We start from the raw sequence: 25,562 nt of genomic DNA, 5'->3' as shown, positions 1-25,562 counted from the left end.
TTACCGGCCCAGACCGTTGACGGGTTTCGATGCCGCGCCGCTTGCCCAGGCCATTGCCAGCATGAACAGCGTGATTAGCGACGGGATGCGGAGCGGGTAGTCGACCAGCGACGCCGCCGCGAGGATCAGAATCAGAAGCAGGCCGAGCCGGCGCATCAGCATGTCGTCGAACGTATCGTTGGGGGTGGCGCCGCGCAGGGCAGCCGGCAACGCGCGGAACCAGCAGAATAGTCCGAAGAGAAGGGGCAGGGCCCCGAACAGTCCGAAAGACAGGAACAGGTCGAAGAGATCATTGTGCGCCTGGTTGACATAGGAAAGGCGAAGCAGGGGTTCGGGTTCGAACCAGCGATACATTTCGGCGAAGGTGCCGACGCCGAAACCGAACGGGAATGATGCGTGAAGCATGTCTCCTATCGGCGGCCATAGGGCAAAGCGCAGTTCCTCGTCGAAGCTCTGCCCGGCGAGACGGTCCACTGCTTCGGTCCGTCCGGTCAGCAGGGTCAGCGTCGCGGCGAGGATGATGGCGGCAACGGGCACGGCGATGCGCAAGTCGATCCTGCGCTGTCGGTTTTTCTTGCCGATCGTCAGGATGCGGGCCGAGGGTTCGACCAGCATGAGCGCAACCAAGAGGGCGCCGCCGCCGAGCAGCAACGCTGCGCGGGAGCCGGTCGCCATGAGCAAAACGAACAGGAAGATGACGAGCCCGGCCACGACCGAAATATGGAAGCGCGGCATTCCGTTGCTTCCCCGGCTAAGCTGCCAGCAGGCAACGAGAATGGGGATCGTTGTCGCGAGCAGGAAGCCTTGGTGGTTACGGTTTGCGAACAGGCCAACGCCGGTGGTCGGGTTGGTGATTGCATAGAGATAGAAAGGACCGCCTGGCTCGCCGCTGATCTGGATCACCGCAAAAAGCGCCGAAACCAGCGCGATCGCGCCGATCACGAGCAGGACGCGCCGCCGATCGATCCAGTGGAGCCGAGCGAAGGCGAGCAGCGCCGCGACGGGGACCACCAGCGAAAACAGGCTGTTCCAGCCCAGATAGGGAACCATGTTCAGCGGCCGCCAGCCGGGTTCGGTTCCAAGGGCCGCGTAAGTATCAAGAAGCGGGGCGCGTCCAGGCAGACTGCTCCAAATTTCCGGCGGCAACGGAACCAGTTGCAGTGCAATCAACACCGCCATGAGGCCGCATAGCATCAATGGCTGGCGCACCGACTGAAGCTCGTCGCGCGAAATGCCGACAAGCGCGAAACCGATGACGAGTGCGCTGACGCCGCGAAGGAAGGGAAGCGACATGACCTCGCTTCGCGATGCTCCGCCGGTCAGAAAGATGAAAAACAGAAACAGTCCGACAAGCAGGAAGCTGCGCCACTGCTTCGGGATCGCCGTTCCGGGCGCCCGTTTCGGAAATATCGTGCCTCGGGTCTTGCGCTTAGCTAGCACGGCGGATCTCCAGATGGACCAGTTCGCTGGACCGGATGTCGATACGTTCGACGGCGGGCGACTGCAGTTCCAGCCATTGGAAACGGCACTCCGGCGCGACATCGACCTTGCTATTCACAAGCAAGCGGCCCTTGTCGTTGGTGAAGGCGAAGTCGCGAGCCGTGCGACCCTCGGCACAGCGGAGCCGGATGAAAGGCACTTCCTTTTGCGGCGCGTCTTCCGCCTTGATTTCTGCGCGCAGCGTATAGAGGCCCGGGCGCAAGGCGAGTAGTCGCCGGCCGACCATGCCGCCGCCACTGCGTGAAACGTCAATGAAGAGGCCGCCGTCGCGGACGGGCTTCGCATCCAGTTGGCCGGTCTCGACATATTGCCATTCGAAGGGTGCAGGCCCCTTGCCCGGCGCGAACTGGCGGTCGTTCATGCCGCTGCGTACGATGATATTTTTGCCCGGCAGCGCGGCTTCGACCGTATCGGCGGCGATAGCCAACTGTCCGCGCGAGATCATCGCGGCAACGATGTCCGCCAACAGGCCGGGGTCGGGGAGGGCATTGGTCGCCTTCAGCGAGCGCAGCAACGCCGGAACATTGGAAAAGCTTTGCGGCGTCTTGGGAACGGTTGCCCAGAAATGCTGGGCCCAATCGGTCGTGGGACGGCGCAGGCGCGCGGCAATGGGAGGCGCCATATTGGGGTCGGCCAAGGCCGCGGCAAATACCGGCAGGATCAGCTTGCGGCTGCCCTCGTTGGTACGGAGCGCGGCGTCGCCATGCGAGACCACGGCAGCATAATCACGCCGCTTTGCCGCATCCTGGATCAACCATATCTGCGTCGCCAGATCGCGCCGCGAATAGCGCGAAGCGAGCGACATCAGGCGCTTGGGGTCGAGATCGACCGCCTTGCGCTCGGCAAGCAAGCCCATGGTCCGGAGCGCGCGGGCGTTGCTTGGCTCGATGGCCAGCGCGTTTCGGGCGGCCGAAACGCTGCGGCGCAGCTGGGCCTGCGATGGCTTTTGGGTCTCTCCGAACCGATCGGCGATGCTGTTGTAGGCGACCGCCTGTCCCGGCCACGCCGCGATGGCGAGTTCGGGAGAGGAACGCTTGAACACATTGGAGACCGAATTCGATCCTGCCACCGCCGCCAGCAATATGGCGGGGAGGAGGGGCCAGAATCTAGTGATTTTTGACATGTCCAACCTGAATCTTGCTTCGTCCCGTTGGGCGGATGCCGAGCATCAGTCGCGGTCGTCCTCTTCCCAGCGATCCGCACCATAGCCGTATCCATAGCCATAGCCATAGCCATAGAGCAGACCCTGCTTGCGAACGTCCAGCTTGGTGACGACAGCGCCGAAGAGCTTTGCGTTGACGGAATTCAGGCGACCGATGGCATTCTGGAGGCCACGGACGCGGACGCCACCCGATTCGATCACGAAGATCACGCCTTCGCACTTCTGCGACAGCAGCGGCGCGTCGGCCATACCCATCACCGGCGGGGCGTCGATGACGATATGATCATAGGCACCCGAAGCCTCTGCGATGAGCCCGTTGAAGCGCTGCGTTGCGAGCAAGGCGGCCGAAGCGGGGGGGATCGGCCCGGCGGTCAGCGCGGAAAGACCCGTGATATCGGTCGGCTGGATCAGAGCCCGCCAGTCGTCGGCGCCGGCCAGAAAGTTGCTGAGACCGTGATCGTTGGCGAGCTCGAGCAATTCGTTGACAGAGGGAGATCGCATGTCGGCATCTACGAGCAGAACCTTGCGACCGATGCGAACCAGCGAAATTGCCAGCGCGAGCGAGGTGGTCGACTTGCCTTCGGACGCTCGCGAACTGGTGAGCATGAAGGATCGCGGTACGCCGTGATCGGTGAGGAAGGACAGGTTCGTCTGCAACGACAATACCGCCTCGGAAATGTCTGTCTTGGGATCGCGGATATCATCGCGCAGCGTATCCTCGTCCTGCGCCGGAACGGTCCCGAGCAGAGGGAGACCTAGCTTGCGGCTGACGTCCGAAGGATCCTGGATGCTGTCGTCGATCTGTTCGAGCGCGAAGATCACGCCGCCCGACAGGAGCAGGCCGGCAAGCAGGCCCAACGCAAGGTTGATCGGCATGCTGGGGCGCGACGGCTTGTCGGGCACCTTGGCACGATCGATCACCGAAATATTATTCTGCCCCACGCCAGCAACGCCGATTTCCTTGTAGCGCTGGAGCAGGCCGTCATAGAGCTGGCGATAGGTGTCGACATCGCGCTGGATGATGTTGAGCTGGATGCCGGACCGCTGCTGGTCGATCAGCGCCGCCTTCAGCTTGTTCACGCGGACACGCAGGTCATTCTCGCGCTGCAACGCCTGACGATAGGTTGTGTTGGAACTGGACAGGATCCGGCGCTCTTCGGCCGCGATTGAGCGGTCGAGGGCATCGATCTGCGATTTCAGCGCTTTTGCTCCGGGGTAGTCGGGCTCGAACTGGACCAGGACGCGTGCATAATCGGACGCGACCTGCGCGCGCTTTTCGCGCATGCCGTTGAGCGCGAGGTTCGTCAGCGTCGCCGTGTTGATCCCCGACTGTTTCGCCGCACTCTCTGCTTCGACGCGCGCCGCGGTCGCTTCGGCAAGCGCGTTATTCAGCGCCTCCAGATTCGCCGAGGCGAGCGTTTTCAACGTGCGCGTCCTGCCGTCATTGCCTTCTTCGCTGGTCAGCGCGATGATTTCCTTATCCGCCGAATAGCCGACGAGGCTACGTTCCGACCGTTCGAGCAGCTCGCGAAGCTCGTCGATCCGCGTTTGCAAGAACTGTCGCGCATCCGCCGTGGAAGCGAAGCGGCGGTCGAGGTTCGACGCGATGAACTGTTTGGCCCAAGTATTGGCGATCAGCGCCGCAAGCTCCGGATCGTTGCTTGTATAGCTGATGTCGATCAGGCTCGACTGGCGGATCGGGCTGATCGACAGGCGGTTGCGCAGCGCCTTCACGATCTTCGCCTCAAGTTCCTCCTGCTGCGCCCGCGTCAGTTCGGCAGGATCGACGTCGCTGAAAAAGTCGATTCCCGACAGGCGGATATTCTCGTTTTTGATGAATTCCTTGTTCCGCGCGAGCTTCAACTCGCGGGCCACACGTTCGGCAAGCGAGCGCGCTTCCAGAAGGCTGTATTGCGTCTGGTAGAATTCGAGATCGTCGTTGCTGACGTCAGCTTGCACACTTTGAACGTTCGTGACCTTCGCCTCCTCGCGTGCCACCTCGATCCGCGTCGTCGCGGTGTAGAGTTTCGTCGAAAGCAGGGTATAGATAATGGCCGCGATCAGCGTCGAACTGACGATGGCGAGGATGATCCAGCGGCGCTGGATGAAGATACGCCAATAATGCAGGAGCGGTGGAATCGCGGCTCCGGTGTCGGTCGCGGCGGTTGGCATGTCTTTCACGTAATTCATGATCGTCGTTCAATCTCGAAAATGCTTACCGCCGGGGCAGCCACTCAGTAAAAATCTAGGGGTACGAAGACAGCTCTATGCGAATCGTGAGGATTCAGGCGCGGAGTGGTCCATCCTAATTATTGTCGTTCAGAATCGCCACGAGCGGACTCACGAGGAGCGGCGCACTCTGGATGATGTCGCGGAAGAGGCGCCGAGCGCGCGATTCGCCGACGACGACGACGTCGTCGGCAAAGACTTCAGGGTCGGGATAGGCGCCGCGCCGAATGGCAGCCAGATTGTACAGCGCGACCATCCGTTCGTTGCCGACCGTGCGGAAAACCACAACATCTTCCTGTTTGGCGAATTCCTCGACGCCCTTGGCCAGCGCTACCGACTGCATCAGCGTCAACCTGGCGGAGACGGGATAGAGGCCGGGTTCCTTGACCTGTCCGTCGACCGTCACGCGCCGGCTGCGGTTGATCGACATGTTGACCGCTACAATCGGGCTGCGCACATGATTGCGACGCAACTGGTCAACCAGTTCATCCTCAATTTCACGGGGTGTCCGGTCAAGGGCCATGACCGATCCAGCGAGCGGTACAGAAATGTGGCCGGTCGAATCCACGACGAACTTGCGGTCCTGCAATTCCTCGAAGCCGATAACATCGACGAGCAGTTCATCGTTGACGCCGACCCGATACGGCCGGACCGGCTGGCCGGGTTCGATCCCCGGTGGTGGCGGCAGGTCGGACGCTTGAACAACCTTGATCCCTTCCGGCCCGCCAAGCGGACGGACCCCCGCGCATCCTGCTAGGGAAATCAAAAGAAAAACAGGAATCAAGCGTAGGAACATTCAGTCAAAACTCCACTGGGCGGCGCGCGTCTAGCACAGGCCCGATCGCTTGGCTACCGAGGAACATCTGGATCGCGCACTCGTTTTCCACCCTTGCTGCTCGGCATGGAAAATGTAAATAAAATTAGTATTATCCGTGATATATTTGATATTTAATCAGTCGCCCGAATAGGCTCGATACCAGTCGACGAAGTTGCGTACGCCGGTTTCGATGCCGGTGGACGGCACAAAGCCGAGATCGGCGCCAATAGCGTCAATATCGGCATAGGTGGCGGAGATATCGCCATCCTGCATCGGCAGCAAATTGAGCGCCGCCTTGCGTCCGCACGCCGCCTCGATCGTCGCGATCAGATCCATCAGAGGCTCGGGCTGGTTGTTACCGATGTTATAGATTCGGTGCGGGGTGGTAAAGCCGCCCGCCTTTTCCTTGCCGTCGTCGGCCGGGGGATGATCAAGGCTGCGCAGCACACCGTCGACGATATCGTCGATATAGGTGAAGTCGCGCTGCATATCGCCGTGATTGTAGACGTCGATCGGCTTGCCCTCGAGGATGTTCGCCGTGAATTTCCACAGCGCCATGTCGGGGCGTCCCCACGGGCCATAGACGGTGAAGAAGCGCAGCCCTGTCTGCGGGATGCGGAACAGATGCGCGTAGGTTTCACTCATCAATTCGTCGGCGCGCTTCGTCGCGGCGTAAAGCGAGATCGGATGGTCGGTGCGGTCTTCGACCCTGAAAGGCATGCTCTTGTTGGCGCCATAGACCGAGGAAGAGGAGGCATAGACGAGGTGCGCCACGTTGCGATGACGCGCGAGTTCGAGGATGTTGAGATGCCCGGCAAGGTTCGAACGGACGTAGGCAGCGGGGTTGTCGATCGAATAACGCACCCCTGCCTGCGCGGCGAGATGGACGATCCGGTCGAAATTCACAGTCCCAAGCGCCGACGCCAGCGCCGCCTCGTCGCCGATATCGGCGGTGTGGACGGTGAGCCGGTCGGCGCCGCAGCGTTCCAACTCTGCGATGCGGGCGTTCTTCAGGGCAACGGCGTAATAATCGTTGAAATTGTCGATGCCTACGACAGTTTCTCCGCGCGCGAGCAGCCTTGCCGCGACATGCATTCCGATGAATCCTGCGATACCGGTGACCAGGATAGCCATGGTCAGACCTCGCCTGCCATGGGATAACCCTGCGGATTGTCCGACTGCCAGCGCCATGAGGAGGCGCACATCGCGTTGACGTCGAGCGCCGCGCGCCAGTGCAGCAGCTTTTCGGCTTTGGCGGTCGCGGCGTAGCTTCTGGCGACGTCGCCGGGACGGCGGGGGACGATCTCCAAAGGAATGGGCCGGCCGCTCGCTCGCCGATAGGCGACGACGAGTTCCTTGACCGTTACGCCCTGCCCGGTGCCGACGTTGATCGCCTCGCACCCCATCGCGCGGCCGGTGTAGTCGAGCGCCGCCAGATGCGCGTCGGCGAGGTCGACGACATGGATATAGTCGCGCTCGCCGGTGCCGTCGCGCGTGTCATAGTCGTCGCCGAAGATCGAGAGTTTTGCGCGCCGACCGACGGCAACCTGCGCAACGAACGGCATGAGATTGTTGGGAATGCCCTGCGGATCCTCCCCGATCCTGCCCGATTCATGCGCACCGACGGGGTTGAAGTAGCGGAGCAGAACCGCCGAGGCGTCGGGCGTCGCGCGGACCCAGTCGCTGATGATCCCCTCGACCATTGCCTTGGTGCGCCCATAAGGATTGGTCGGACCGATCGGATGTTCTTCGTCGAAGGGCAGATATTGCGCTTCGCCGTAAACGGTGGCGGACGAGGAGAAGACGATGCGCCGACAGTTTGCGGCATCCATCGCCGCCAGCAGATTGGTCGAACCAGTGACGTTGGTCTGGTAATAGAGAAGCGGCTTTTCGTTCGATTCGCCGACCGCCTTCAGCCCCGCGAAGTGAATGACGGCGTCCGGCGCGAAATCGACCAGTGCGGCGGTCAGGGCGTCGGCGTCGCGGATATCGCCCTCCACCATGGCGACGTCGCGATTGGTCAGCTGACGGACGCGCGCGAGGGCGACCGGCGAACTGTTGCAATAATTGTCGAAGACGCAGACGTCGTGCCCGGCGGCGAGCAACTGGACCAGCGTGTGGCTGCCGATATAGCCAGCCCCGCCGGTTACGAACACCTTCATTCACGTTCCTTTCGATGCGCCCGTGTTTTGCTGCCGATCCTTCGAGCGCCGCCCATATAGCTCAAAGAACACGAAAAGATGAAGATCGCCGGCGTCAGCCCGCAGCGATGACCTCGACCGGACGGGTCTTGGCAAAGGGGCTGAGACCGAGCCATGCCTCGATGCTGGCAGTCAGTCCGTCGTCACCAGTGAGCAGGAGGCGCCGATCGGCCGTGGCCGCCGCAACCGAATCATAGCCCATCCAGATCGCGGTCATCGTGCGCAGGTCGGTGGCGGCATAAAGGTCGACGTCGTGGCCCGGATCGACCGAGCAGAGCTCGGTTTCGGCGCCGGGCTCGACGACGAGCCACCATGAACGGCGGTCGGCGGGAAGGTCGGTGTAGCGGAACTGGACGATCGTCTTGCGGTCGGGCATCGGATCGAGGACGAGCCCGCGGCGCATGTCCCACATCAGAAGCTGCACATCGAGCTTCTCGAGCGAGAGGTCGCCGTCGATCCAGCGCTTGCCCCAGATACCGAACGCCTCGACCACCGGCGCGAGCTCCTGTCCGGCGCGGGTCAGGCGATATTCGAACACACCCGATTCCCCATGGACCGGCGTGCGGTGGACGATCCCCGCCGCCTCCAGATCCTTCAGCCGCTGCGACAGCAGCGCGGGCGACATGCGCGGGACGCCGCGGCGCAAGTCGTTGAAACGCGTGGAACCTGCGGCCAGTTCGCGGACCAGCACGATCGTCCAGCGCGTGCACAATATCTCGGCCGCCATCGCGACCGGACAGAATTGACCGTAACTGGCGTTCGCCATGCTATGCTCCTCCTGTACGCATCATATCGCAGGAGTCGTGTTCGGCGCGAGTTCAGTTTCTGTACCGGGGGCGATTCAGTTCCTGAACTATCTCCGATCGCCGCGAGCCGTCATTACCCGTCGCCATCAAGGGACATTCATGGAGATGAACATGTTGGTAGCGACTGAAGAAAAGACCCCGGAATATTGGTATGGCATCGCGGACCGGATCGCCGCGAAGATCGGGGAGACCGCGGCCGCGCACGATCGCGATGGCAGTTTTGTCGCCGAGAATTACGACCTGCTCCGCGAATCGGGGCTGATCGGCGCGGCGGTGCCCGTCGAGCTTGGCGGCGACGGGATGGACCACGCGACGCTGTGCGGCGTGGTGCGGCGGATCGGCCGGGCGTGCGGATCGACCGCGCTCGCCTTTTCGATGCACTGTCATCAGGTCGCGGTCGCGGCGTGGCGCTGGCAGCATACACAGGCGCCGACCGATGGGCTGCTGCGGCGCGTTGCGGCCGAGAATCTCGTGCTCGTGTCGAGCGGCGGATCGGACTGGCTGCAGGGGGCGGGGACCGCGACGAAGGTCGAGGGCGGCTTCCGGATCGACGCGCGCAAGGTCTTTTCGAGCGGGTGCCAAGCCGGCAGTCTGCTGATGACGAGCGCGGTCTATGACGATCCCGAAGCGGGCGCGACGGTCCTGCATTTCGCCATTCCCTTTTCGGCCGAAGGGGTAACGATCCTCGACACCTGGGACACGATGGGGATGCGCGGCACCGGATCGCACGATGTCGAGCTGAAGGCGGTGTTCGTCGCCGACGCGGCGGTGTCGGGCCGCCGCCCGCAGGGCAAATGGCATCCGCTGTTCCACATCATCAGCATGATCGCCTTCCCGCTGATCTATTCGGCCTATCTGGGCGTTGCCGAAGGCGCACGCGACGCGGCGCTGGAGATGGCGCGGAAGAAACCGGCGAATGCGGGATTGGTCTCGCTGACCGGCGAGATGCAGAATGCGGTCTGGACCGCCGAGACCGCGCTCGCCGCGATGATAGCGACCGCCGCGACCGCGCAGCCGGGCCCCGAGACCACGAGCCGCGTGATGACCGGTCGGACCGTCGCGGGTCGCGCCGCGATCCGCACCGTGGAGTTGGCGCTCGAAGTGGGGGGCGGCGGCGCCTTCTATCGCAAGTCGCCGATCGAGCGTGCCTTCCGCGACATCCAGGGCGCGCGCTTCCATCCGTTGCAGGAGCCAGCGCAGCTCGAGCTTGCGGGACGTCTCGCGCTCGGCCTCGATATCGACGGCTGACGGCCAGGCTGGCCGGGCTGCATGAGGTGCCGCCCGGCCACTTGCATTCGGGACGTCAACGCTCGACAAGGCGCCATGGATATTGCGTTCGACAATAGTTTTCACGATTCCATGGAAGGCTTCTACGCCCCCGCCGAAGCCGCGAAGCCATCGGCGCCGCGGCTGCTGGTTTTCAATCGGCCGCTCGCCGACCGGCTCGGTATCGACGTCTCCGACGCGAGCGATGATCAACTCGCGCGGCTCTTTTCGGGCGAGGAGATGCCCGGCGGCGCCAACCCGCTCGCGCTCGCTTATGCCGGGCACCAGTTCGGCCATTTCTCGCCACAACTCGGCGACGGGCGCGCGCTGTTGCTCGGTGAGCTGGTCGCGCCCGATGGCGCGCGCTTCGATATCCAGCTCAAGGGGTCGGGACCGACGCCCTTTTCGCGCAACGGCGACGGCAAGGCCGCGGTCGGACCGGTGCTGCGCGAATTCCTGATATCCGAGGCGATGGCCGCGATGGGCGTCCCGACCACCCGGTCGCTCGCCGCGGTCGCAACCGGGGACCGCGTGCAGCGCGAGCAGGCGCATCCGGGTGCAGTGCTGACGCGCGTCGCGAGCAGCCATATCCGCGTCGGCACCTTCCAGTTCTTCGCCGCGCACTTCGGTGTCGACCATGTCGTGCAACTCTCCGACTACAGCGTTCGGCGGCATTTTCCTGACCTGGGCGCTGCGCCAAACCCCCATCTCGCGCTGCTCGACCGGGTGATCGGCTTGCAATGCAATCTGGTCGCGCGCTGGCTCGGCGTCGGCTTCATCCACGGGGTGATGAACACCGACAATGTCGCGATCAGCGGCGAGACGATCGACTACGGGCCCTGCGCCTTCATGGACCGTTTCTCGGTCAACACCGTGTTCAGTTCGATCGACGCGAACGGCCGCTATGCCTATGGCCGCCAGCCCCAGATCATGCACTGGAACATGGCGCGCTTCGCCGAAGCGCTGCTGCCTGCAATCCACGCGGTCGACCCCGACGATGTCGAACGCGCGAAACAGCTGGTTGACGCGATCCCCGAGCGCTTTCGCGCCGAATGGCACGCGCGGATGCGCGCGAAGCTGGGGCTGGAGGGCATCGCCGCCGACGATGGCGCGTTGATCGACGCGCTGTTCGACCGGCTCGAGGAGCATAGGATCGATTTCACCTCCTTCTTTCGCGCGCTCGCGATGCTGCTGCGCGGCGAGGGCAGGGCGCTGGAGGGGCTTCTTCCAGCCTCCGATGCGATGGCGCCATGGATCGCCGAATGGTGGGAACGGATCGAGGGCGGCGGCAGCCCGCTCGACCGCGCCGACGCGATGGACCGCGAGAACCCGCTCTATATCCCGCGCAATCATCTGATCGAGGCGGCGCTCGGCGCGGCGGAGGCGGGCGATCTTGCGCCATGGTCCGAATTGCTGGAAGTGGTGCGCCACCCCTATGCGCGCCGTCCCGAATGGTCGCTGTTCGAGGCGCCGGCGCCAGCCGAGTTCGGCCCATACAAGACCTTTTGCGGTACTTGAGGCGGAGGCTTATTCGGAGAGCTCGAGCAGATACTGGCCGTAGGTCGTTTTCGCGAAGAATTTGCCGCGTTCGATCAGCTGGTCGCGATCGATGAAGCCCTGCCTGTAGGCGATTTCCTCGAGACAGCCGATCATCTGGCCTGTGCGCTTCTGGACAACGCGAACGAATTCGGATGCCTCGACCAGGCTGTCGTGGGTGCCGGTGTCGAGCCAGGCATAGCCGCGCCCCATCTGTTCGACATAAAGGTCGCCTGCCTCCATATAGAGGCGGTTGAGGTCGGTGATTTCAAGTTCGCCGCGTGCCGAGGGACGGATCTGCCGCGCGAGGTCGACGACCCGGTTGTCATAGAAATAGAGGCCGGTGACGGCAAAGTTCGATCGCGGTTGCGCCGGCTTTTCTTCGATGCTGAGCGCGCGGCCGTCGTCGTCGAGCTCGACGACGCCATAAGCGCGGGCGTCGGCGACCTGATAGGCGAAGACGGTGGCCGCCTGCTGCCGGTCGCGGGCATTCGCGAGCAGTTTCTGGAAACCGGCACCGAAGAAGATGTTGTCGCCGAGGACGAGCGCCGCCGACTGGTCGCCGATGAAGTCGGCCCCGATATGGAACGCCTGCGCGAGCCCTTCGGGGCGCGGTTGCAGCGCATATTCGATCGCGAGGCCGAGGTCGCTGCCGTCGCCGAACAGGCGGCGGTAATTGTCGAGATATTCGGGCGACGAGATGATCAATATCTCGCGAATGCCGGCGAGCATCAGCGTCGACAGCGGATAATAGATCATCGGCTTGTCATAGACCGGCAGGAGCTGCTTGTTGATCGCGAGCGTCGCCGGGTGAAGCCGCGTTCCCGATCCGCCGGCCAGAATGATTCCGCGCATCTTGTCTTCCCCCTATCGTGCCAGCCGCTCGGCCAGGATCGCGTCGACCGCATCCTGCCATGGGCGCAGCGTCAGGCCAAAATCATCGTGCAATTTTCCGGTCGCGAGCCGGCTGTTCGCCGGCCGACGCGCGGGCGTCGGATAGTCGGCGGTCGCGATCGCGCGGACCTCGGGCACCTTGAGCCCGGCGGCGGCGGCGCGACCGAAGATATGGCAGGCGAGGCCATGCCATGTCGTCTCGCCGCCGTTGACCGCGTGCCAGGTTCCGGGGGCGCGATCCCTGTCCAGCATCGCGAGCAGCGCGTCGGCGAGGTCGTCGGCGTTGGTCGGGCAGCCATGCTGGTCGGCGACGACGCCCAGCTGGTCGCGCTCGGCGCCCAGGCGCAGCATCGTGTTGAGGAAATTGGCGCCGCCGGCGCTCAACACCCAGGCGGTGCGGACGATGACATGCGTGACGGGCGCGGCGGCGCGCACCGCATCCTCACCCGCTGCTTTTGACGCGCCATAAACGCCGAGCGGCGCGACGGGGTCGGTTTCGACATAGGGCTCGGCCTTGGTGCCGTCGAAGACATAATCGGTCGAGACATGGACGATCGGACAGTCCTGCCGGGCGGCGTGGTCGGCGAGAATGCCCGGGGCTACCGCGTTGACGGCGTGGGCCAGCTCGGGCTCGCTCTCGGCGCGATCGACCGCGGTATAGGCGGCGCAGTTCAGTATGGCGCGCCAGCGCCTGCCGTCCATGTAGCGGTGGATCGACGCCGCGTCGGCCAGGTCCAGCGCGGCGCGCGACGGTGTTTCGCACGCGATACCGCGCTCGCGCGCCAACCGCGCGGCCGCGCCTCCGACCTGCCCATTGGCTCCGGTGATCAGCAGCGGCAAGTCCAGCATCAGGCGGACTTCGCGATTCCCAGGCGCTCGCCCCGATAGCGGCCCGACAATATGTCCTGCCACCAGTCGCGATTGTCGAGATACCAGCGGATCGTCCGCGCCATGCCGCTCTCGAAATTCTCGCGCGGCGCCCAGCCGAGCTCCGACTGCAGCTTGCCCGCGTCGATGGCATAGCGAAAATCATGTCCCGGCCGGTCGGCGACGAAGCTGATCTGCTCCCGGTAGCTGCGGCCGTCGGCGCGCGGTTCGATGCCGTCGAGCGTGTCGCAGATGACCTCGACCACCTGCAAATTGGTGCGTTCGTTGTTGCCGCCGACCATATAGCTTTCGCCCGCGACGCCCTTTTCGAACACGGTGCGCAGCGCGCGGACATGGTCGTCGACGAACAGCCAGTCGCGGATATTGTCGCCGCGCCCGTAAACCGGCAACGGCTCGCCGGCGATGCATTTGATGATTATCAGCGGGATCAGCTTTTCGGGGAAATGATAGGGCCCGTAATTGTTCGAGCAATTGGTGACGAGCGTCGGCAGGCCATAGGTGTGGTGCCACGCGGAGACGAGATGGTCCGACCCCGCCTTCGACGCCGAATAGGGCGAGCGCGGGTCATAGGGCGAGGTCTCGGTGAAGAAGCCCTCGTCGCCGAGCGCGCCGAACACTTCGTCGGTTGAGATGTGGTGGAAGCGGAAGCCGGCCTTGTCTGGATCGGGAAGAGCGCGCCAGTAATCGGTTGCCGCCGACAGCATGGTGAAGGTGCCGACGATGTTGGTCTCGATGAAGGCCGCAGGGCCGTCGATCGACCGGTCGACATGGCTTTCGGCGGCGAGGTGGGCGATGATGTCGGGTCGCACGTCCGCGATCAGACTTTCGACGAGCGCGCGGTCACATATGTCGCCGCGCACGAAACGGAAGCGGTCGCTGCCGCTGACCGGCGCGAGCGATGACAGGTTGCCCGCATAAGTCAGCGCATCGAGCACGACGACCCTATGGCCGCTCTCCTCGATCAGGTGCCGCGCGAGCGCCGAGCCGATGAAGCCGGCGCCGCCGGTGATCAATATGGTCTTGGAAGCAGTCATGCCCGTGCGTGTTCCTTATTCGTACAATGGTGCGAGCGGCGTGCCGTCATAGGGGAAATCGAAATCGGCGTCCGACAGGAAGGGCAGGGCTGCATCCTTGGCGGATAGCATCGGAAAGGTTTCCGCGCCGTCAATCCCCGGCCACGCGATCGCGATCGATGGATCGTTCCAGCATATGCCGCCCTCGGTTTCGGGAGCATAATAGTCGTCCACCTTATAGATGACCTCGCAATCCGCCTCGAGCGTCAGGAAGGCGTGTCCGAATCCGACCGGGACGAACAGCTGGCGCCCATTGTCTGCTGAAAGTTCGGCGGCGACGTAGCGGCCGAAGGTCGGCGACCCCCGGCGCAAATCGACTGCAACGTCGAATATTTGCCCGCGGATGCAGCGAACGAGTTTCGCCTGCGCGTGTGGGGGGCGCTGGAAATGGATACCGCGGATCGTTCCCGCCTGTTTCGAATAGCTGTGGTTGTCCTGCACGAACTTTGCCGTCACCCCGAGGTCGCGCAAGCGCTGCTCGTGGTAAGTCTCCGAAAACCATCCCCTGTCGTCGCCGAAACGGCGGGGCGTCACCAATTGCGGAATCATGATGAAAACCGGCCAGTTAGAGGAACCATATGGGGGCCTTACCGTCCGGAAAATGGCAGGCCAATTGAAAAGTCGGGCCTGGCCACCGGCATTTCTGCCCCAGATTGCTACGAATCGGGCATAATTGGAGCCCGAGATATCGATTGCACCCGATGACGGCGAGTTCGGTTGAGCGACCGGATCGCAATTGCTAGGGACGCCGCGGCACCATCTAGAGGACGAAGCCTTGCCCCCAAGATCAGTGAAGATCACCGTCGTCGGCACGGGATATGTCGGAATTTCCAACGCCGTGCTGCTGGCGCAGCGCAATCGCGTCGTCGCGCTCGACATCGATGCGCGCAAGGTCGCGATGATCAATGCGAAGACCTCGCCGATCGCCGACCCCGAGATCGAGGAGTATCTGGCGACCCGGCCGCTCGACCTGGTGGCGACGACTGATCGCGAAGAGGCCTATGCCGGTGCCGATTTCGTCATTGTCGCGACCCCCACCGACTATGATCCCGACACCAATTATTTCAACACCAGCACGGTCGAGGCGGTGATCGCCGACGCGCTGAAGTTCGCCCCGCAGGCGTTGATCGTGATCAAGTCGACGATTCCGGTGGGTTTCACTGACCGGATGCGCGCGGAACTCGGCAGCGATGCGATCGTCTTTTCGCCTGAATTCCTGCGCGAAGGTCGCGCGCTGTACGACAATCTCCATCCGTCGCGGATCATCGTCGGCGACACGCATCCGCGCGCGGGTAAATTCGCCCGGCTGCTGCTCGACGCCTCGCTCGAACCCGCTACACCGCTCCTCCAGACCGGCAACACCGAGGCCGAGGCGATCAAGCTTTTCGCCAACACCTATCTTGCGATGCGCGTCGCTTTCTTCAACGAACTCGACACCTATGCCGCGACGCACGGCGTCGATTCGCGGCAGGTGATCGAGGGCGTGTGCCTAGACCCGCGTATCGGCAGCTTCTACAACAACCCGTCCTTCGGCTATGGCGGCTATTGCCTGCCCAAGGACACGAAACAGATGCTGGCGAACTACAAGGACGTGCCGCAAAACCTGATCGCGGCGATCGTGTCGTCGAACACGACGCGCAAGGACTTCATCGCGTCGGAGATCATCAAGCGGCAACCGCGCGTCGTCGGCATTCACCGCCTCGCGATGAAGGCCGGGTCCGACAATTTTAGAGCGAGCAGCATCCTGGGCGTGATGAAGCGGGTCAAGGCGAAGGGGATCGAGGTCATCGTCTACGAGCCGTTGATAGAGGAGGACCGGCTGTTCAACTCGCGCGTCATCCGCGACCTCGATGCCTTCAAGGCCGAGGCCGACGTGATCATCGCCAATCGCGTGACGAGCGACCTCGCGGATGTGGAGGACAAGGTCTATAGCCGCGACCTCTTCGGCGCAGACGCCTGAAATGCCGTAGCAATTTGCGGTGAGGCGAGAGGCCTCGCCGGAACTGTCCCATAAGCGGAGCGTTGGCTGTGCAGAAGGGGAGAATTGGGTTGCGCAGCCACATCACGCAAGCCAAAAGTCGGCATCGGCCGGAAACAGATGCCACAGATTGAAAACACTCGCGAATATGGCGCATCTTCGTCCGTGGCGGCCCGGCGGCTCCTGATCCTGTCGGCGCCGCTGCTTTGCGTCGCCGCGGCGAATGCGGCGAATGCGCAGCAGGCGGAAACGACCGCAGCGGCACAGCCCGCTGCGGAAAAGGTCGAGAACAAACCTTCGGTTCCCGACATTGCAGCGCCGACCCCGCCGCCTGCCGACGTCGCGCTGCCAGAGGTCGCGCCGATCATTTCGGACGAGGAGTTCAAGGCGTCGATCCCGCCGATCAGCGCCGAGGACGATCCCGAACTCGACAAGCCGCTCGAATCGATCGCCGAGTTCGAGCGGCGGCAGGCCGAGGCTGCGAAGGCGCGCGAGAGCTCGGACAAAGAGGCTGCGAGCAAAGGCGACGTGCCGAAGGTCGATGGCGCCCCGGTGCCTGCGCTCGCCGACGGAGACAGCATCGAGGCGATTGGCGACGCGCCGATCAGCGACGCCGAGCTGGCAGCGCCGTTGCCACCGCTCGACAGTTTCGATGTCACCCCGGTGGAATTCGCCGAGCCCGAAGACGCCAGCGAAAGCCGCAGCATCGCCTATGCGGTGAAGGTCACCGGGCTCGAGGCGCCCGATGACAGCACCGATGCCGATCTCGCCGACCTGTTCGGCGATCTGTCCGCTCTCTACGATGGCGACGGAAAGGCCGACAACATCGCGATGCTGCGTGCCCGATTGTCCGCCGACGCCGAGCTGATGTCGCGCATCCTGGCGTCAGAAGGCTATTACGATGCAGTCGTGAATACGCGGATCGATCGCGGCGATCGGCCCGACCGCAGCGATGCGGCGGCGGTCGAGGCGGCGCGCAGCCAACCGATTACCGCGCTCATCGACGTCAAGCCGGGGGTCCGGTACAGCTTTTCCGACATCGTCATCGATGCGAAGCCGACGGTGCCGCCAAAGCTGATCGAAGATAATTTCCCGCTCGCGGTCGGCGAGCCAATCGTTGCGCAGCGCGTGCAGGGCGCGGAGGCAGCGCTTGCCCTCAAGCTGCCCGAGGAAGGCTATCCCTTTGCCAAGGTGGGGCAGCGGGACGTCCTTCTCGACGGGGATACGGGGAAGGGGCTCTATACATTGCCGGTCGATATCGGGCCGCGCGGCCGCTTCGGCGGCATCGAGACGACGGGCAAGCTCGCATTCGACGGCGAGCATGTCGGCGTGCTGGCGCGGTTCAAGCGTGGCGATCTCTACGACAGCCGGATGGCCGACGATCTGCGGCAGGCGCTCGTTGCGACGGGGCTGTTCGCCGCCGTGTCGGTCGAACCGCAGCCGACCGGTGAAAGCGCCGGGGACGACACCGAATATGTGACGGTGCTGGTCACGCAGGAAAAGGGACCGCCGCGCACGATCGCCGCGACCGCGGGCTACGGGACCGGCGAGGGCATCCGGATCGAGGGCAGCTGGACACACCGCAACCTGTTCCCGCCCGAAGGGGCGCTGATCGCGCGCGGGGTGATCGGGACGAAGGAACAGGGCGTCGGCGTCACGTTGCGGCGCTCGAACGCGGGCAAGCGCGACCGGACGTTCGAGCTGATCACCGAAGCGACGCGCAGCCGCTATAACGCGTTCAACGCGATCACCGGGCGCGTTGCGGCGCGGATGAGCTATGATTCGACGCCGATCTGGCAGAAGAAGCTGACCTATGCCCTCGGCGCCGAACTGATCGCGACGCGCGAAGATGATTATGACTTTACGCGCGGCGTGCGCGAAAATGATTTCTACACGATCTTCGGGGTCAGCGGGCAGGTCGGCATCGACCGTAGCAACAGCCTGCTCGATCCCACGAAGGGCTTTCGCCTGACCGCGCTCGTCCAGCCCGAAGGCTCGCTCGCCGGCCGCTTCTCGCCTTATGCGCGAACGCAAATCGACGGCAGCGCCTATTATCCGGTGACCGACAGCATCGTCCTGGCTGGCCGCGTTCGTGTCGCGTCGATCATCGGCGCGGCGCGCGAGCGGCTGGCGCCTTCGCGGCGTTTCTATGCCGGCGGCGGCGGGTCGGTGCGCGGCTATGGCTATCTGCAGCTCGGTCCCAAGGATCCCAACGACGATCCGATCGGCGGGCGCAGCCTGAACGAGGCGGCGGTCGAGGCGCGCTATCGCTTCGGCAATTGGGGCGTCGTCGGCTTCCTCGACGCCGGGCAGGTCTATCGTGGCTCCACCCCCGATTTTTCGAACCTGCGCTTCGGCGCCGGGATAGGCGGGCGCTTCTATACCAATTTCGGGCCTATGCGGCTCGACCTCGCGACGCCTATCAACCGGCGTCCGGGCGAGGCGCGGATCACCGTCTATGTCTCGATCGGGCAGGCGTTCTGATGGGCGACGACGCGATCATCGCGGGCGAGGAGGAGGCGCCCAAGACGGCGACCCGGTCTTGGCCGCTGTGGATCGCCAAATGGATCGGCCTGACGTTGCTCGGGCTGGTCGTGCTCGTCGGCCTGTTCCTTGCCGGGCTGAACAGCGATGCGGGGCGGCGCTTCGTCGCGAACCAGGTCGAGAAATATCGGTTCGAGAACGGGATGAAGATCGGCATCGGCCGGCTCGACGGATCGCTGTTCGGCGAGATGGTCATCCGCGACTTCACCCTCGGCGATCCCAAGGGCATATTCCTCCGCTCGCCCGAAGTGCGGATCGACTGGCGGCCGTTCAAATATCTGAAGAATCATATCGACATCCGCTCGGCGACCGCGCAGACGCTGGTGGTCGAGCGATTGCCCGCGTTCAAGCCGGTCCCCGACACCGGTGAGCCCCTGCTGCCCGACATTGATATCGACGTGCGGAAGGTGCGCGTCGACCGGCTCGTGTTCGAGCCGGCGATCACCGGCGAGCGGCAGGTCGCGACGATCGATGGCAAGATCGCAATCGCCGACCGCCGCGCGCAGGTGACGGCGAACGCAGAGACGATCGGCCGGGCGGCAAAGGGCGACAAGCTCGCGCTCGTTCTCGATGCCGTGCCCGACAAGAACCGGCTGGCGATGACGCTCGACCTCCATGCTCCGGCGGGCGGCGTGCTTGCGGCGATGGGCGGGTTCAAGGAGACGCTGACCGCGAAGCTCGACGGGCGCGGCGACTGGAAGCGCTGGGACGGTGCGCTGACCGCCAATCTCGGCGCCGGACCGCTCGCCAACCTCGCGCTCTCGGCTCGCGACGGGACGGTGGCGATGAAAGGTGTGACACAGGCGTCGCGGCTGTTCGCGGGGCAGACGGCGGTGCTGCTGGGCCCCGAGACCGCGATCGACCTGACCGCGCGGCTCGACAAACGAAAGGCCGACATCGACGGACGGCTGTCGTCGAACGCTGTCCGGCTCGGCGTCAGCGGGGGCGTCGATCTGGGCAACAACCGGTACGAGGATCTGAGGCTCGCGCTCAACATTTTGCGCCCCGATGCGCTTGCGAAATCGGTGCGTGGCAGCGGGCTACGCGCGACCGCTGCGCTTGACGGCGCCTTCGCGCTGCCGACGGTGGCGTATCAGGCGAATGCCAACAGTCTCGCGTTCAACGATATTGTTGTCGAAACGCTGAGCCTGGCGGGCAAGGCGCGCGTCGATGCCGACCAGATTTTCGTGCCCGTGGCGGGGCGCGCGGTACGGATCCGCGGGCTCGACACCGTCGCGGGCGGGACGTTGGTGCAGGTGCGGCTCGACGGCGACCTTGCCTATAAGGACGGCCGTATCCTCAGCGACAATCTGCGCCTGCGCTCGCCGCGCATCGACGCGAAGGCAATCGTCATCGCCGATTTGAACAAGGGGTTCTACACCGGCGCGATCGATGGGCGGGTGAACGACTATCGGATCGAGAGCGTCGGCCTCTTCGACATCGATACCGACGCCGACCTCAAGACCGCGCCGCGCGGCGGGTTCGAGATCGCCGGCCGCGTCCGGGCGCGTTCGACCAAACTCTTCAATTCCGGAGTGCGCGATTTCCTAGGCGGCAATGCGACTGCGTCGGGTGACGTCCGCTATGGCACCGACGGGATCGTCCGCTTCGCCAATCTGCGGCTGACGGCGCCGAAGCTCCGCGTGACGGGCGGGCAGGGGACCTATGCGCCGGGTGGCCGGATCCAGCTCGCGGCGCGGGCGCATTCGACCGACTATGGACCGGTCGGGGTCCAGCTTGCCGGGACGGTCAGCGACCCGCGCGCGGTCGTGACCGCGGACCGGCCGGGTCTGGGCATCGGGCTCGCGAAGCTGGTTGCGCGGATCACCGGCGCGCCGAACGGATATCGCCTCGCCGCGACGGGCGAGACCGACTATGGCCCGCTCTCGGCCGACGTCGTGCTGCTCACGGCGGCAGGGCCGCTGACGATCGATATCGAACGCGGTGATCTGTCGGGGATCGGATTCAGCGGGCGGCTGGAAAAGAGCGCGGCGGGGCCGTTCGTCGGGCGGCTCGACGCGTCGGGACAGGGGCTTGGCGGCCTTGTCCGGCTGAGCGGGCAGGGGCGATATCAGGCGGCCGCGGTCAATGTTCGCGCGAACAACGTCGTTCTGCCCGGCGCCGCAAATCTCGCGGTCGGTTCGGCGGTCGTCGACGCCGATATCGTCCTCTACGACAAGCCGCATATCGTCGCCGACATCCAGGTCGCCGACACGCAGATCCGCCAATATGACATCGCCGTCGGACGCGTGAAGATCGATTATCGCGACGGGCGCGGGCAAGCGCAGGCGCTGGTCGAGGGGGAGAGCGGGGTGCCGTTCCGCATCGCCGCGAACGCCGACCTCCAGCCCGAATTGTGGCGCGCGTCGGTCGTCGGCCGTGCGACCGGCGTCGATTTCCGCACCACCTCGCCCGCGCGCATCGTTCCGCATCGCGACTATTACGAACTTCTGCCGACGACGGTCGCGCTCGAACGCGGCAGCAGCGCGCGCATCGCCGGCCGCTTCGGTGAGGGGATCATGATCCAGAGCCGTCTCGACCGCGCAAATATGGCGATCGTCAACGCCATCTATCCCGGCCTCGGGCTCGGCGGCCGCGCGACGGGGAGTATCGATTTCGAACAGGCGCACACCGACGCTTTCCCGCGCGCCGATGCTCGGCTGACCGTCACCGGCTTCACACGCACAACCGCCGCCTCGGTCAGCCAGCCGGTCGATATCAATTTCGCGGGTAAGCTGCTGAGCGACGGCGGCGAAGCGCGCGCGGTCGTGCGCAAGCGCGGCAGCGTGATCGGACGGTTGCAGGCATCGCTGCGTCCGCTCGGACCCGGCGCTGGCGACTGGTTGACGCGGCTGCGTGCCGCGCCGCTGAGCGGCGGGCTGCGCTACAATGGCCCTGCCGATACGCTCTACTCCTTCGCCGGACCGGCCAACCAGGGTATATCGGGGCCGGTCGCGGTCGCCGCCGATTTCAGCTGCCAGCTCAGCGATCCCTGCTTGCAGGGCGTCGTGCGCGGCAACGCGATGGTTTATGAAAACCAGGCCTATGGTACGCGCCTGACCGACATGGTCGTGAACGGCCGTTTCACCGGCAACCGGCTGGAAATCGAGCAACTGACCGCGAAGGCAGGCGACGGGACGGTGCAGGCGAAAGGCTTCGTCAGCCTGTCGCAGGCCGACGGCTACCCGATGGATATCAGCGCGACGCTCGACAATGCGCGGCTCGCGAAGAGCGAGAATATCGCCGCGCGCGCGACGGGGACGCTGCGTCTCGAAAAGGTCGCGGGACAGGCCGCGCTGCTCTCGGGCGATCTGCGCCTTCCCGAGACGCGCTACCGCATCGTGCGCGAAGGCGCGGCGAGCGTGCCGGTGCTGACGGGCGTGCGCCGGAAGCTGCCGACCGGGCGCAGGCGGATCAGCGGCGACGGGCTCGCGGCGGTCGGGGGCAGCCTGTTCGATCTGATCCGGCTCGATATCCGGATGCGCGCCAAGGACCAGATCTACGTCAAGGGCATGGGGCTCGAATCCGAATGGCAGGCCGACGTCCAGCTCGGCGGCACGACGGTCGCGCCGCGCGTCAACGGCGAGATCGAACTGGTGCGCGGGACGCTCGATTTCGCAGGGCGCTCGTTCGAGCTGGAGGAAGGGCGCGTGACCTTCCCCACCGGTGACGCCTTCGACCCCGCGCTGCGCCTGCTCGCGAGCGACACTTTCGACAATGTAACCGTGACCGTCGCGGTCACCGGCCGCGCGAGCAATCCGCAGGTCGCTTTTTCCAGTGTCCCGGGGCTGCCGCAGGACGAGATCGTGTCGCGGATCCTGTTCGGCGATTCGATCACGTCGCTGTCGCCGCTGCAGGCGGTTCAACTCGCGGCATCGCTCAACGCGCTGAGCAGCGGAGGCGGGGGCCTCAGCCCTCTCGGTGCGCTGCAGTCGGCGGCGGGAATCGACCGGTTGCGCGTGCTCGGTCCCGACGATGTGACGGGGCGCGGGACCGCGCTTGCCGCTGGGCAGTACATCACCAAGGACATCTATCTGGAGGTGATCACCGACGCGCGCGGCTATACCGCGACGCAGCTCGAGATCAGCCTGACGCGCGCGCTGTCGCTGCTCAGCCAGGCAGGCGGGTCGGGGCAGACGAACGTCAGCATCCGCTACCGGAAGGATTATTGATGCGGGGGCTCGTCCTTCTGCCAATGCTCCTGCTGGCGGCGTGCCATGACGAGCCGAGCTTCGACGAGCGCTATGACAAGGCGGCGAAGGAGGTCGAGGCGCGGGCAAAGCGGATGGACGCCGATATCGCCGAGGCAGACAGAGCGGCCGCCGCGTCCGACGAAACACCGCAAGCCTTGCCAGAGGCAGCAAAGCCGTCTAACGCGCGCCCGTCATCTGGGGAGTAGCCAGCCGTCCGGTATCGGACGGGCCACCGCGTCAACATACTCGGTCGAGAGGCCGTGGTGCGGAGGAAGCGGATCACCGCTTGGGCGAGACCAATGGCATCGAACCTTCCGTCCGGGCCGGGCGGCGGGGAACGATGTCCGTTGGAATTGCCTGCCGCCCGGCCCCGGAGTCTGTTCATGGAAGCCCTGTTCACCTCGACCGCGATCGTCGCTCTCGCCGAAGTCGGCGACAAGACGCAGTTGCTCGCGATGCTGCTCGCGACGCGGTTCAACCGTCCGCTGCCGATCATCCTGGGAATTTTGGTCGCGACGCTTGCCAATCATGCGCTTGCCGCGCTGCTGGGCGCACAGGCGGCGGCTTTCCTCGATAGCCCGGTTTTTCGCTATGCGGTCGGCCTGTCGTTCGTGGCGATGGCGGCGTGGACGCTGATCCCCGACAAGTTCGAGGATGAGGACGCGCCAAAGCCGCGTTTCGGGGCGTTCCTGACGACGCTTGTCGCCTTCTTTCTGGTCGAGATGGGCGACAAGACGCAGATCGCGACCGTCGCGCTTGGCGCGCAGTATCACAATGTGGCGTTGGTGACGGCGGGTACCACGCTGGGGATGATGATCGCCAATGTGCCGGCGGTGTTCCTGGGCAATGCGCTGCTGAGACGCGTCGATCTCGCGAAGGTCCGGATCGCGGCGGCGGCCCTGTTTCTGGTCATCGGCCTTTGGGTGCTCGCGCAGACGGCGGGTTGGATCGGCTGACCCTTCGCGGTGGCCCGCTGTCTCGATTACTCCGCCTCGGTGCTCAGCCCCAGTTCGGGGATGCCGATCGAACGCCGGCCGCCGAAATCGGAGCGGACGACGATCGCGCCCTGCTTTTCCATATATTCGACGAGCCGCCGGATGCGCCCCGGCGAGCGCGTGCCATAGGCGCGGCCGAGCGCGTCGTCGTCGGGGCAGGGACTGCCCTCCATCGCCGCACGCGCGATCTGGACGAAGGGGGCGAGCATGTCGTCGGGGAGGCGGCTCGCGGCCTCGAGCAGTTCGCGCCACTTGGCGTCGGCGGGATCGAACACGCCGCCCTTGGCGAGCGCGAAGCGCCGCCGGAATTGCGGCAGGTCGAGCGGCACGCGGCCGAGCCGCTGCATCCGGCAACGGACCGAAAAGTCCTGATACAGAAAGGATTCGGGATGAAAGGCGCAGTCGGGATCGGCGAGCATTTCCTCGAGCGCGGCGATGATCGCGGGTTCGGCGTCGAGCGCCTCGACCTCGGGAAACAATGTGGGCGCGGCCACGGGCGCTTCGTCGTCGGCCTCCTGTTCGGCAAATTGGCGGATCAGGTCCTGCGCCGCAACGGGTTGCGGCGCAACAGCCGGGGTCGGCAGCGGCTGCGTCTCCAACTCGGCGAACAGCATCGTCCGCATATCCTGTGGCTCGGCGCTCGGGAGCGGGAGCAGGCCGTGCGTCCCGGCGCGCGTAGAGGTCTGCGTCGATCCGATCTTGACCGCGACCGGCCGCCGCGAAATCGCCGGGCCAAGCCCAAGGAAATGGCCACGCTCAAGGTCGCGGATCGCCTCGGCCTGCCGCCGCTCCATGCCGAGCAGGTCAGCGGCGCGCGCCATGTCGATGTCGAGGAAGGTGCGGCCCATCAGGAAATTGCTTGCCTCGGCCGCGACATTCTTCGCGAGCTTGGCGAGCCGCTGCGTCGCGATCGCGCCGGCGAGGCCGCGCTTGCGTCCGCGGCACATCAGGTTGGTCATTGCGGCAAGGCTCGCGCGGCGGACCGTGTCGGACACGTCGCCCGACGCGCTGGGGGCGAACATCTGCGCTTCGTCGACGACGACCAGCGCCGGAAACCAGTGCTCGCGCGGGGCGTCGAACAGCGCGTTCAGGAAGATCGCAGTGCAGCTCATCTGCGCCTCGATATCGAGGGTATCGAGCGCGAGGATCACCGATGCGCGATGCTCGCGGATGCGCGCGCCCATCGCCGCGATCTCGCGCTCGCTATAGTCGCCCGCGTTAACGACGATGTGGCTGTAGTGGTCTGCGAGGGTCACGAAATCGCCCTCGGGATCGATCACGACCTGCTGGACCAGCCCCGCGCTCTCTTCGAGCAGGCGGCGCAGCAAGTGCGACTTGCCCGACCCCGAATTGCCCTGCACGAGCAGGCGCGTCGCGAGCAGTTCCTGTACGTTGACGTGAACCGCGGTTCCCCGTTCGTCGATTCCGATTTCGATGCTGCTGTTCACTGCACCAGCCCCTATCGGGCGCCTGCAGGCTT

19 protein-coding genes are annotated in these 25,562 nt (G+C 64.9%); 7 read left to right on the top strand and 12 right to left on the bottom strand.

The genetic code is table 11. The features are described 5' to 3' along the window. From ATE64_RS08215 to ATE64_RS08185, 7 genes are all read right to left on the bottom strand, one after another. On the bottom strand, positions 1–1,440 hold the full coding sequence (locus ATE64_RS08215; RefSeq protein WP_167541757.1) for an O-antigen ligase family protein: 1,440 nt from the start codon (positions 1,438–1,440) through the stop codon (positions 1–3). Further along, complete coding sequence (locus tag ATE64_RS08210; RefSeq protein WP_156418165.1) at positions 1,430–2,623, bottom strand: hypothetical protein; 1,194 nt, start codon at positions 2,621–2,623, stop codon at positions 1,430–1,432. Before ATE64_RS08210 ends, ATE64_RS08215 begins: the two co-directional genes overlap by 11 nt. A gap of 45 nt (positions 2,624–2,668) precedes the next feature. Beyond that, complete coding sequence (locus ATE64_RS08205) at positions 2,669–4,852, bottom strand: polysaccharide biosynthesis tyrosine autokinase (RefSeq protein ID WP_058454746.1); 2,184 nt, start codon at positions 4,850–4,852, stop codon at positions 2,669–2,671. Between the two features lie 115 nt (positions 4,853–4,967). Continuing rightward, positions 4,968–5,687, bottom strand: coding sequence for a polysaccharide biosynthesis/export family protein (locus tag ATE64_RS08200; protein WP_058454745.1), 720 nt, complete (start codon positions 5,685–5,687; stop codon positions 4,968–4,970). Positions 5,688–5,843: 156 nt separating this feature from the next. Further along, entirely contained in the window at positions 5,844–6,842 is a 999-nt protein-coding gene (locus ATE64_RS08195; RefSeq protein WP_058454744.1) for an NAD-dependent epimerase/dehydratase family protein, read from the bottom strand. Positions 6,843–6,844: 2 nt separating this feature from the next. Continuing rightward, positions 6,845–7,870 carry a UDP-glucose 4-epimerase GalE gene (galE, locus tag ATE64_RS08190; protein ID WP_058454743.1) on the bottom strand — a complete coding sequence of 342 codons (1,026 nt, stop codon included), beginning with the start codon at positions 7,868–7,870 and terminating at the stop codon, positions 6,845–6,847. Positions 7,871–7,964: 94 nt separating this feature from the next. Beyond that, complete coding sequence (locus ATE64_RS08185; protein WP_058454742.1) at positions 7,965–8,675, bottom strand: helix-turn-helix domain-containing protein; 711 nt, start codon at positions 8,673–8,675, stop codon at positions 7,965–7,967. Between the two features lie 151 nt (positions 8,676–8,826). On the opposite strand from ATE64_RS08185, the gene ATE64_RS08180 reads away from it, so the two are divergent. After that, entirely contained in the window at positions 8,827–9,963 is a 1,137-nt protein-coding gene (locus tag ATE64_RS08180) for an acyl-CoA dehydrogenase family protein (RefSeq protein ID WP_197410124.1), read from the top strand. A 75-nt stretch (positions 9,964–10,038) separates the two neighbouring features. Then, positions 10,039–11,499 carry a protein adenylyltransferase SelO gene (locus ATE64_RS08175; RefSeq protein ID WP_058454741.1) on the top strand — a complete coding sequence of 487 codons (1,461 nt, stop codon included), beginning with the start codon at positions 10,039–10,041 and terminating at the stop codon, positions 11,497–11,499. Positions 11,500–11,508: 9 nt separating this feature from the next. Here the strand turns inward: ATE64_RS08175 and rfbA are convergent, their stop codons facing one another. The 4 genes from rfbA to rfbC are packed head-to-tail and all read right to left on the bottom strand — an operon-like array spanning position 11,509 to position 14,921. Then, the gene (gene rfbA, locus ATE64_RS08170; protein WP_058454740.1) at positions 11,509–12,372 is read right to left on the bottom strand and encodes a glucose-1-phosphate thymidylyltransferase RfbA; all 864 of its coding nucleotides are present in this window, start codon (positions 12,370–12,372) and stop codon (positions 11,509–11,511) included. Positions 12,373–12,384: 12 nt separating this feature from the next. Further along, the gene (gene rfbD / locus ATE64_RS08165; RefSeq protein ID WP_058454739.1) at positions 12,385–13,260 is read right to left on the bottom strand and encodes a dTDP-4-dehydrorhamnose reductase; all 876 of its coding nucleotides are present in this window, start codon (positions 13,258–13,260) and stop codon (positions 12,385–12,387) included. After that, on the bottom strand, positions 13,260–14,333 hold the full coding sequence (rfbB, locus tag ATE64_RS08160) for a dTDP-glucose 4,6-dehydratase (RefSeq protein ID WP_058454738.1): 1,074 nt from the start codon (positions 14,331–14,333) through the stop codon (positions 13,260–13,262). Before rfbB ends, rfbD begins: the two co-directional genes overlap by 1 nt. Before the next feature lie 15 nt (positions 14,334–14,348). Continuing rightward, positions 14,349–14,921: a dTDP-4-dehydrorhamnose 3,5-epimerase gene (gene rfbC / locus ATE64_RS08155; RefSeq protein ID WP_058454737.1), complete on the bottom strand. Its 573-nt coding sequence runs from the start codon at positions 14,919–14,921 to the stop codon at positions 14,349–14,351. A 241-nt stretch (positions 14,922–15,162) separates the two neighbouring features. Here rfbC and ATE64_RS08150 point away from each other — a divergent pair, with 241 nt between their 5' ends. The 5 genes from ATE64_RS08150 (at position 15,163) to ATE64_RS08130 (ending at position 24,043) form a co-directional block, all read left to right on the top strand. Continuing rightward, a complete protein-coding gene (locus ATE64_RS08150) occupies positions 15,163–16,332 on the top strand; it encodes a nucleotide sugar dehydrogenase (protein ID WP_058454736.1) in 1,170 nt (389 codons plus the stop codon). Positions 16,333–16,470: 138 nt separating this feature from the next. After that, complete coding sequence (locus ATE64_RS08145; protein ID WP_058454735.1) at positions 16,471–18,834, top strand: BamA/TamA family outer membrane protein; 2,364 nt, start codon at positions 16,471–16,473, stop codon at positions 18,832–18,834. Then, complete coding sequence (locus tag ATE64_RS08140; RefSeq protein WP_058454734.1) at positions 18,834–23,066, top strand: translocation/assembly module TamB domain-containing protein; 4,233 nt, start codon at positions 18,834–18,836, stop codon at positions 23,064–23,066. The genes ATE64_RS08145 and ATE64_RS08140 overlap by 1 nt, the downstream gene beginning before the upstream one ends. Then, positions 23,066–23,293, top strand: a complete 228-nt coding sequence (locus tag ATE64_RS08135) for a hypothetical protein (protein ID WP_058454733.1) — start codon at positions 23,066–23,068, stop codon at positions 23,291–23,293. The genes ATE64_RS08140 and ATE64_RS08135 overlap by 1 nt, the downstream gene beginning before the upstream one ends. A gap of 177 nt (positions 23,294–23,470) precedes the next feature. Continuing rightward, a complete protein-coding gene (locus ATE64_RS08130; RefSeq protein WP_058454732.1) occupies positions 23,471–24,043 on the top strand; it encodes a TMEM165/GDT1 family protein in 573 nt (190 codons plus the stop codon). Between the two features lie 26 nt (positions 24,044–24,069). Here ATE64_RS08130 and ATE64_RS08125 read toward each other — a convergent pair whose 3' ends face one another. Next, positions 24,070–25,530 carry an ATP-binding protein gene (locus ATE64_RS08125; RefSeq protein WP_058454731.1) on the bottom strand — a complete coding sequence of 487 codons (1,461 nt, stop codon included), beginning with the start codon at positions 25,528–25,530 and terminating at the stop codon, positions 24,070–24,072. Positions 25,531–25,562 lie beyond the last annotated feature (32 nt).

This window comes from Sphingopyxis sp. H073 (assembly GCF_001468395.1).
Classification (GTDB): Bacteria; Pseudomonadota; Alphaproteobacteria; order Sphingomonadales; family Sphingomonadaceae; genus Sphingopyxis.
This window is presented reverse-complemented; position numbering and strand designations above follow the sequence as displayed.

What these genes read in the sequence shown, in the direction of transcription:
- ATE64_RS08145 (WP_058454735.1), top strand. Translation starts at nt 16,471, where the DNA reads ATGCCACAGATTGAAAACACTCGCGAATATGGCGCATCTTCGTCCGTG.
- rfbB (WP_058454738.1), bottom strand. Translation starts at nt 14,333, where the DNA reads ATGACTGCTTCCAAGACCATATTGATCACCGGCGGCGCCGGCTTCATC.
- ATE64_RS08180 (WP_197410124.1), top strand. Translation starts at nt 8,827, where the DNA reads ATGTTGGTAGCGACTGAAGAAAAGACCCCGGAATATTGGTATGGCATC.
- rfbA (WP_058454740.1), bottom strand. Translation starts at nt 12,372, where the DNA reads ATGCGCGGAATCATTCTGGCCGGCGGATCGGGAACGCGGCTTCACCCG.
- rfbC (WP_058454737.1), bottom strand. Translation starts at nt 14,921, where the DNA reads ATGATTCCGCAATTGGTGACGCCCCGCCGTTTCGGCGACGACAGGGGA.
- ATE64_RS08175 (WP_058454741.1), top strand. Translation starts at nt 10,039, where the DNA reads ATGGATATTGCGTTCGACAATAGTTTTCACGATTCCATGGAAGGCTTC.
- galE (WP_058454743.1), bottom strand. Translation starts at nt 7,870, where the DNA reads ATGAAGGTGTTCGTAACCGGCGGGGCTGGCTATATCGGCAGCCACACG.
- rfbD (WP_058454739.1), bottom strand. Translation starts at nt 13,260, where the DNA reads ATGCTGGACTTGCCGCTGCTGATCACCGGAGCCAATGGGCAGGTCGGA.
- ATE64_RS08205 (WP_058454746.1), bottom strand. Translation starts at nt 4,852, where the DNA reads ATGAATTACGTGAAAGACATGCCAACCGCCGCGACCGACACCGGAGCC.
- ATE64_RS08210 (WP_156418165.1), bottom strand. Translation starts at nt 2,623, where the DNA reads ATGTCAAAAATCACTAGATTCTGGCCCCTCCTCCCCGCCATATTGCTG.
- ATE64_RS08135 (WP_058454733.1), top strand. Translation starts at nt 23,066, where the DNA reads ATGCGGGGGCTCGTCCTTCTGCCAATGCTCCTGCTGGCGGCGTGCCAT.
- ATE64_RS08200 (WP_058454745.1), bottom strand. Translation starts at nt 5,687, where the DNA reads ATGTTCCTACGCTTGATTCCTGTTTTTCTTTTGATTTCCCTAGCAGGA.
- ATE64_RS08195 (WP_058454744.1), bottom strand. Translation starts at nt 6,842, where the DNA reads ATGGCTATCCTGGTCACCGGTATCGCAGGATTCATCGGAATGCATGTC.
- ATE64_RS08130 (WP_058454732.1), top strand. Translation starts at nt 23,471, where the DNA reads ATGGAAGCCCTGTTCACCTCGACCGCGATCGTCGCTCTCGCCGAAGTC.
- ATE64_RS08185 (WP_058454742.1), bottom strand. Translation starts at nt 8,675, where the DNA reads ATGGCGAACGCCAGTTACGGTCAATTCTGTCCGGTCGCGATGGCGGCC.
- ATE64_RS08140 (WP_058454734.1), top strand. Translation starts at nt 18,834, where the DNA reads ATGGGCGACGACGCGATCATCGCGGGCGAGGAGGAGGCGCCCAAGACG.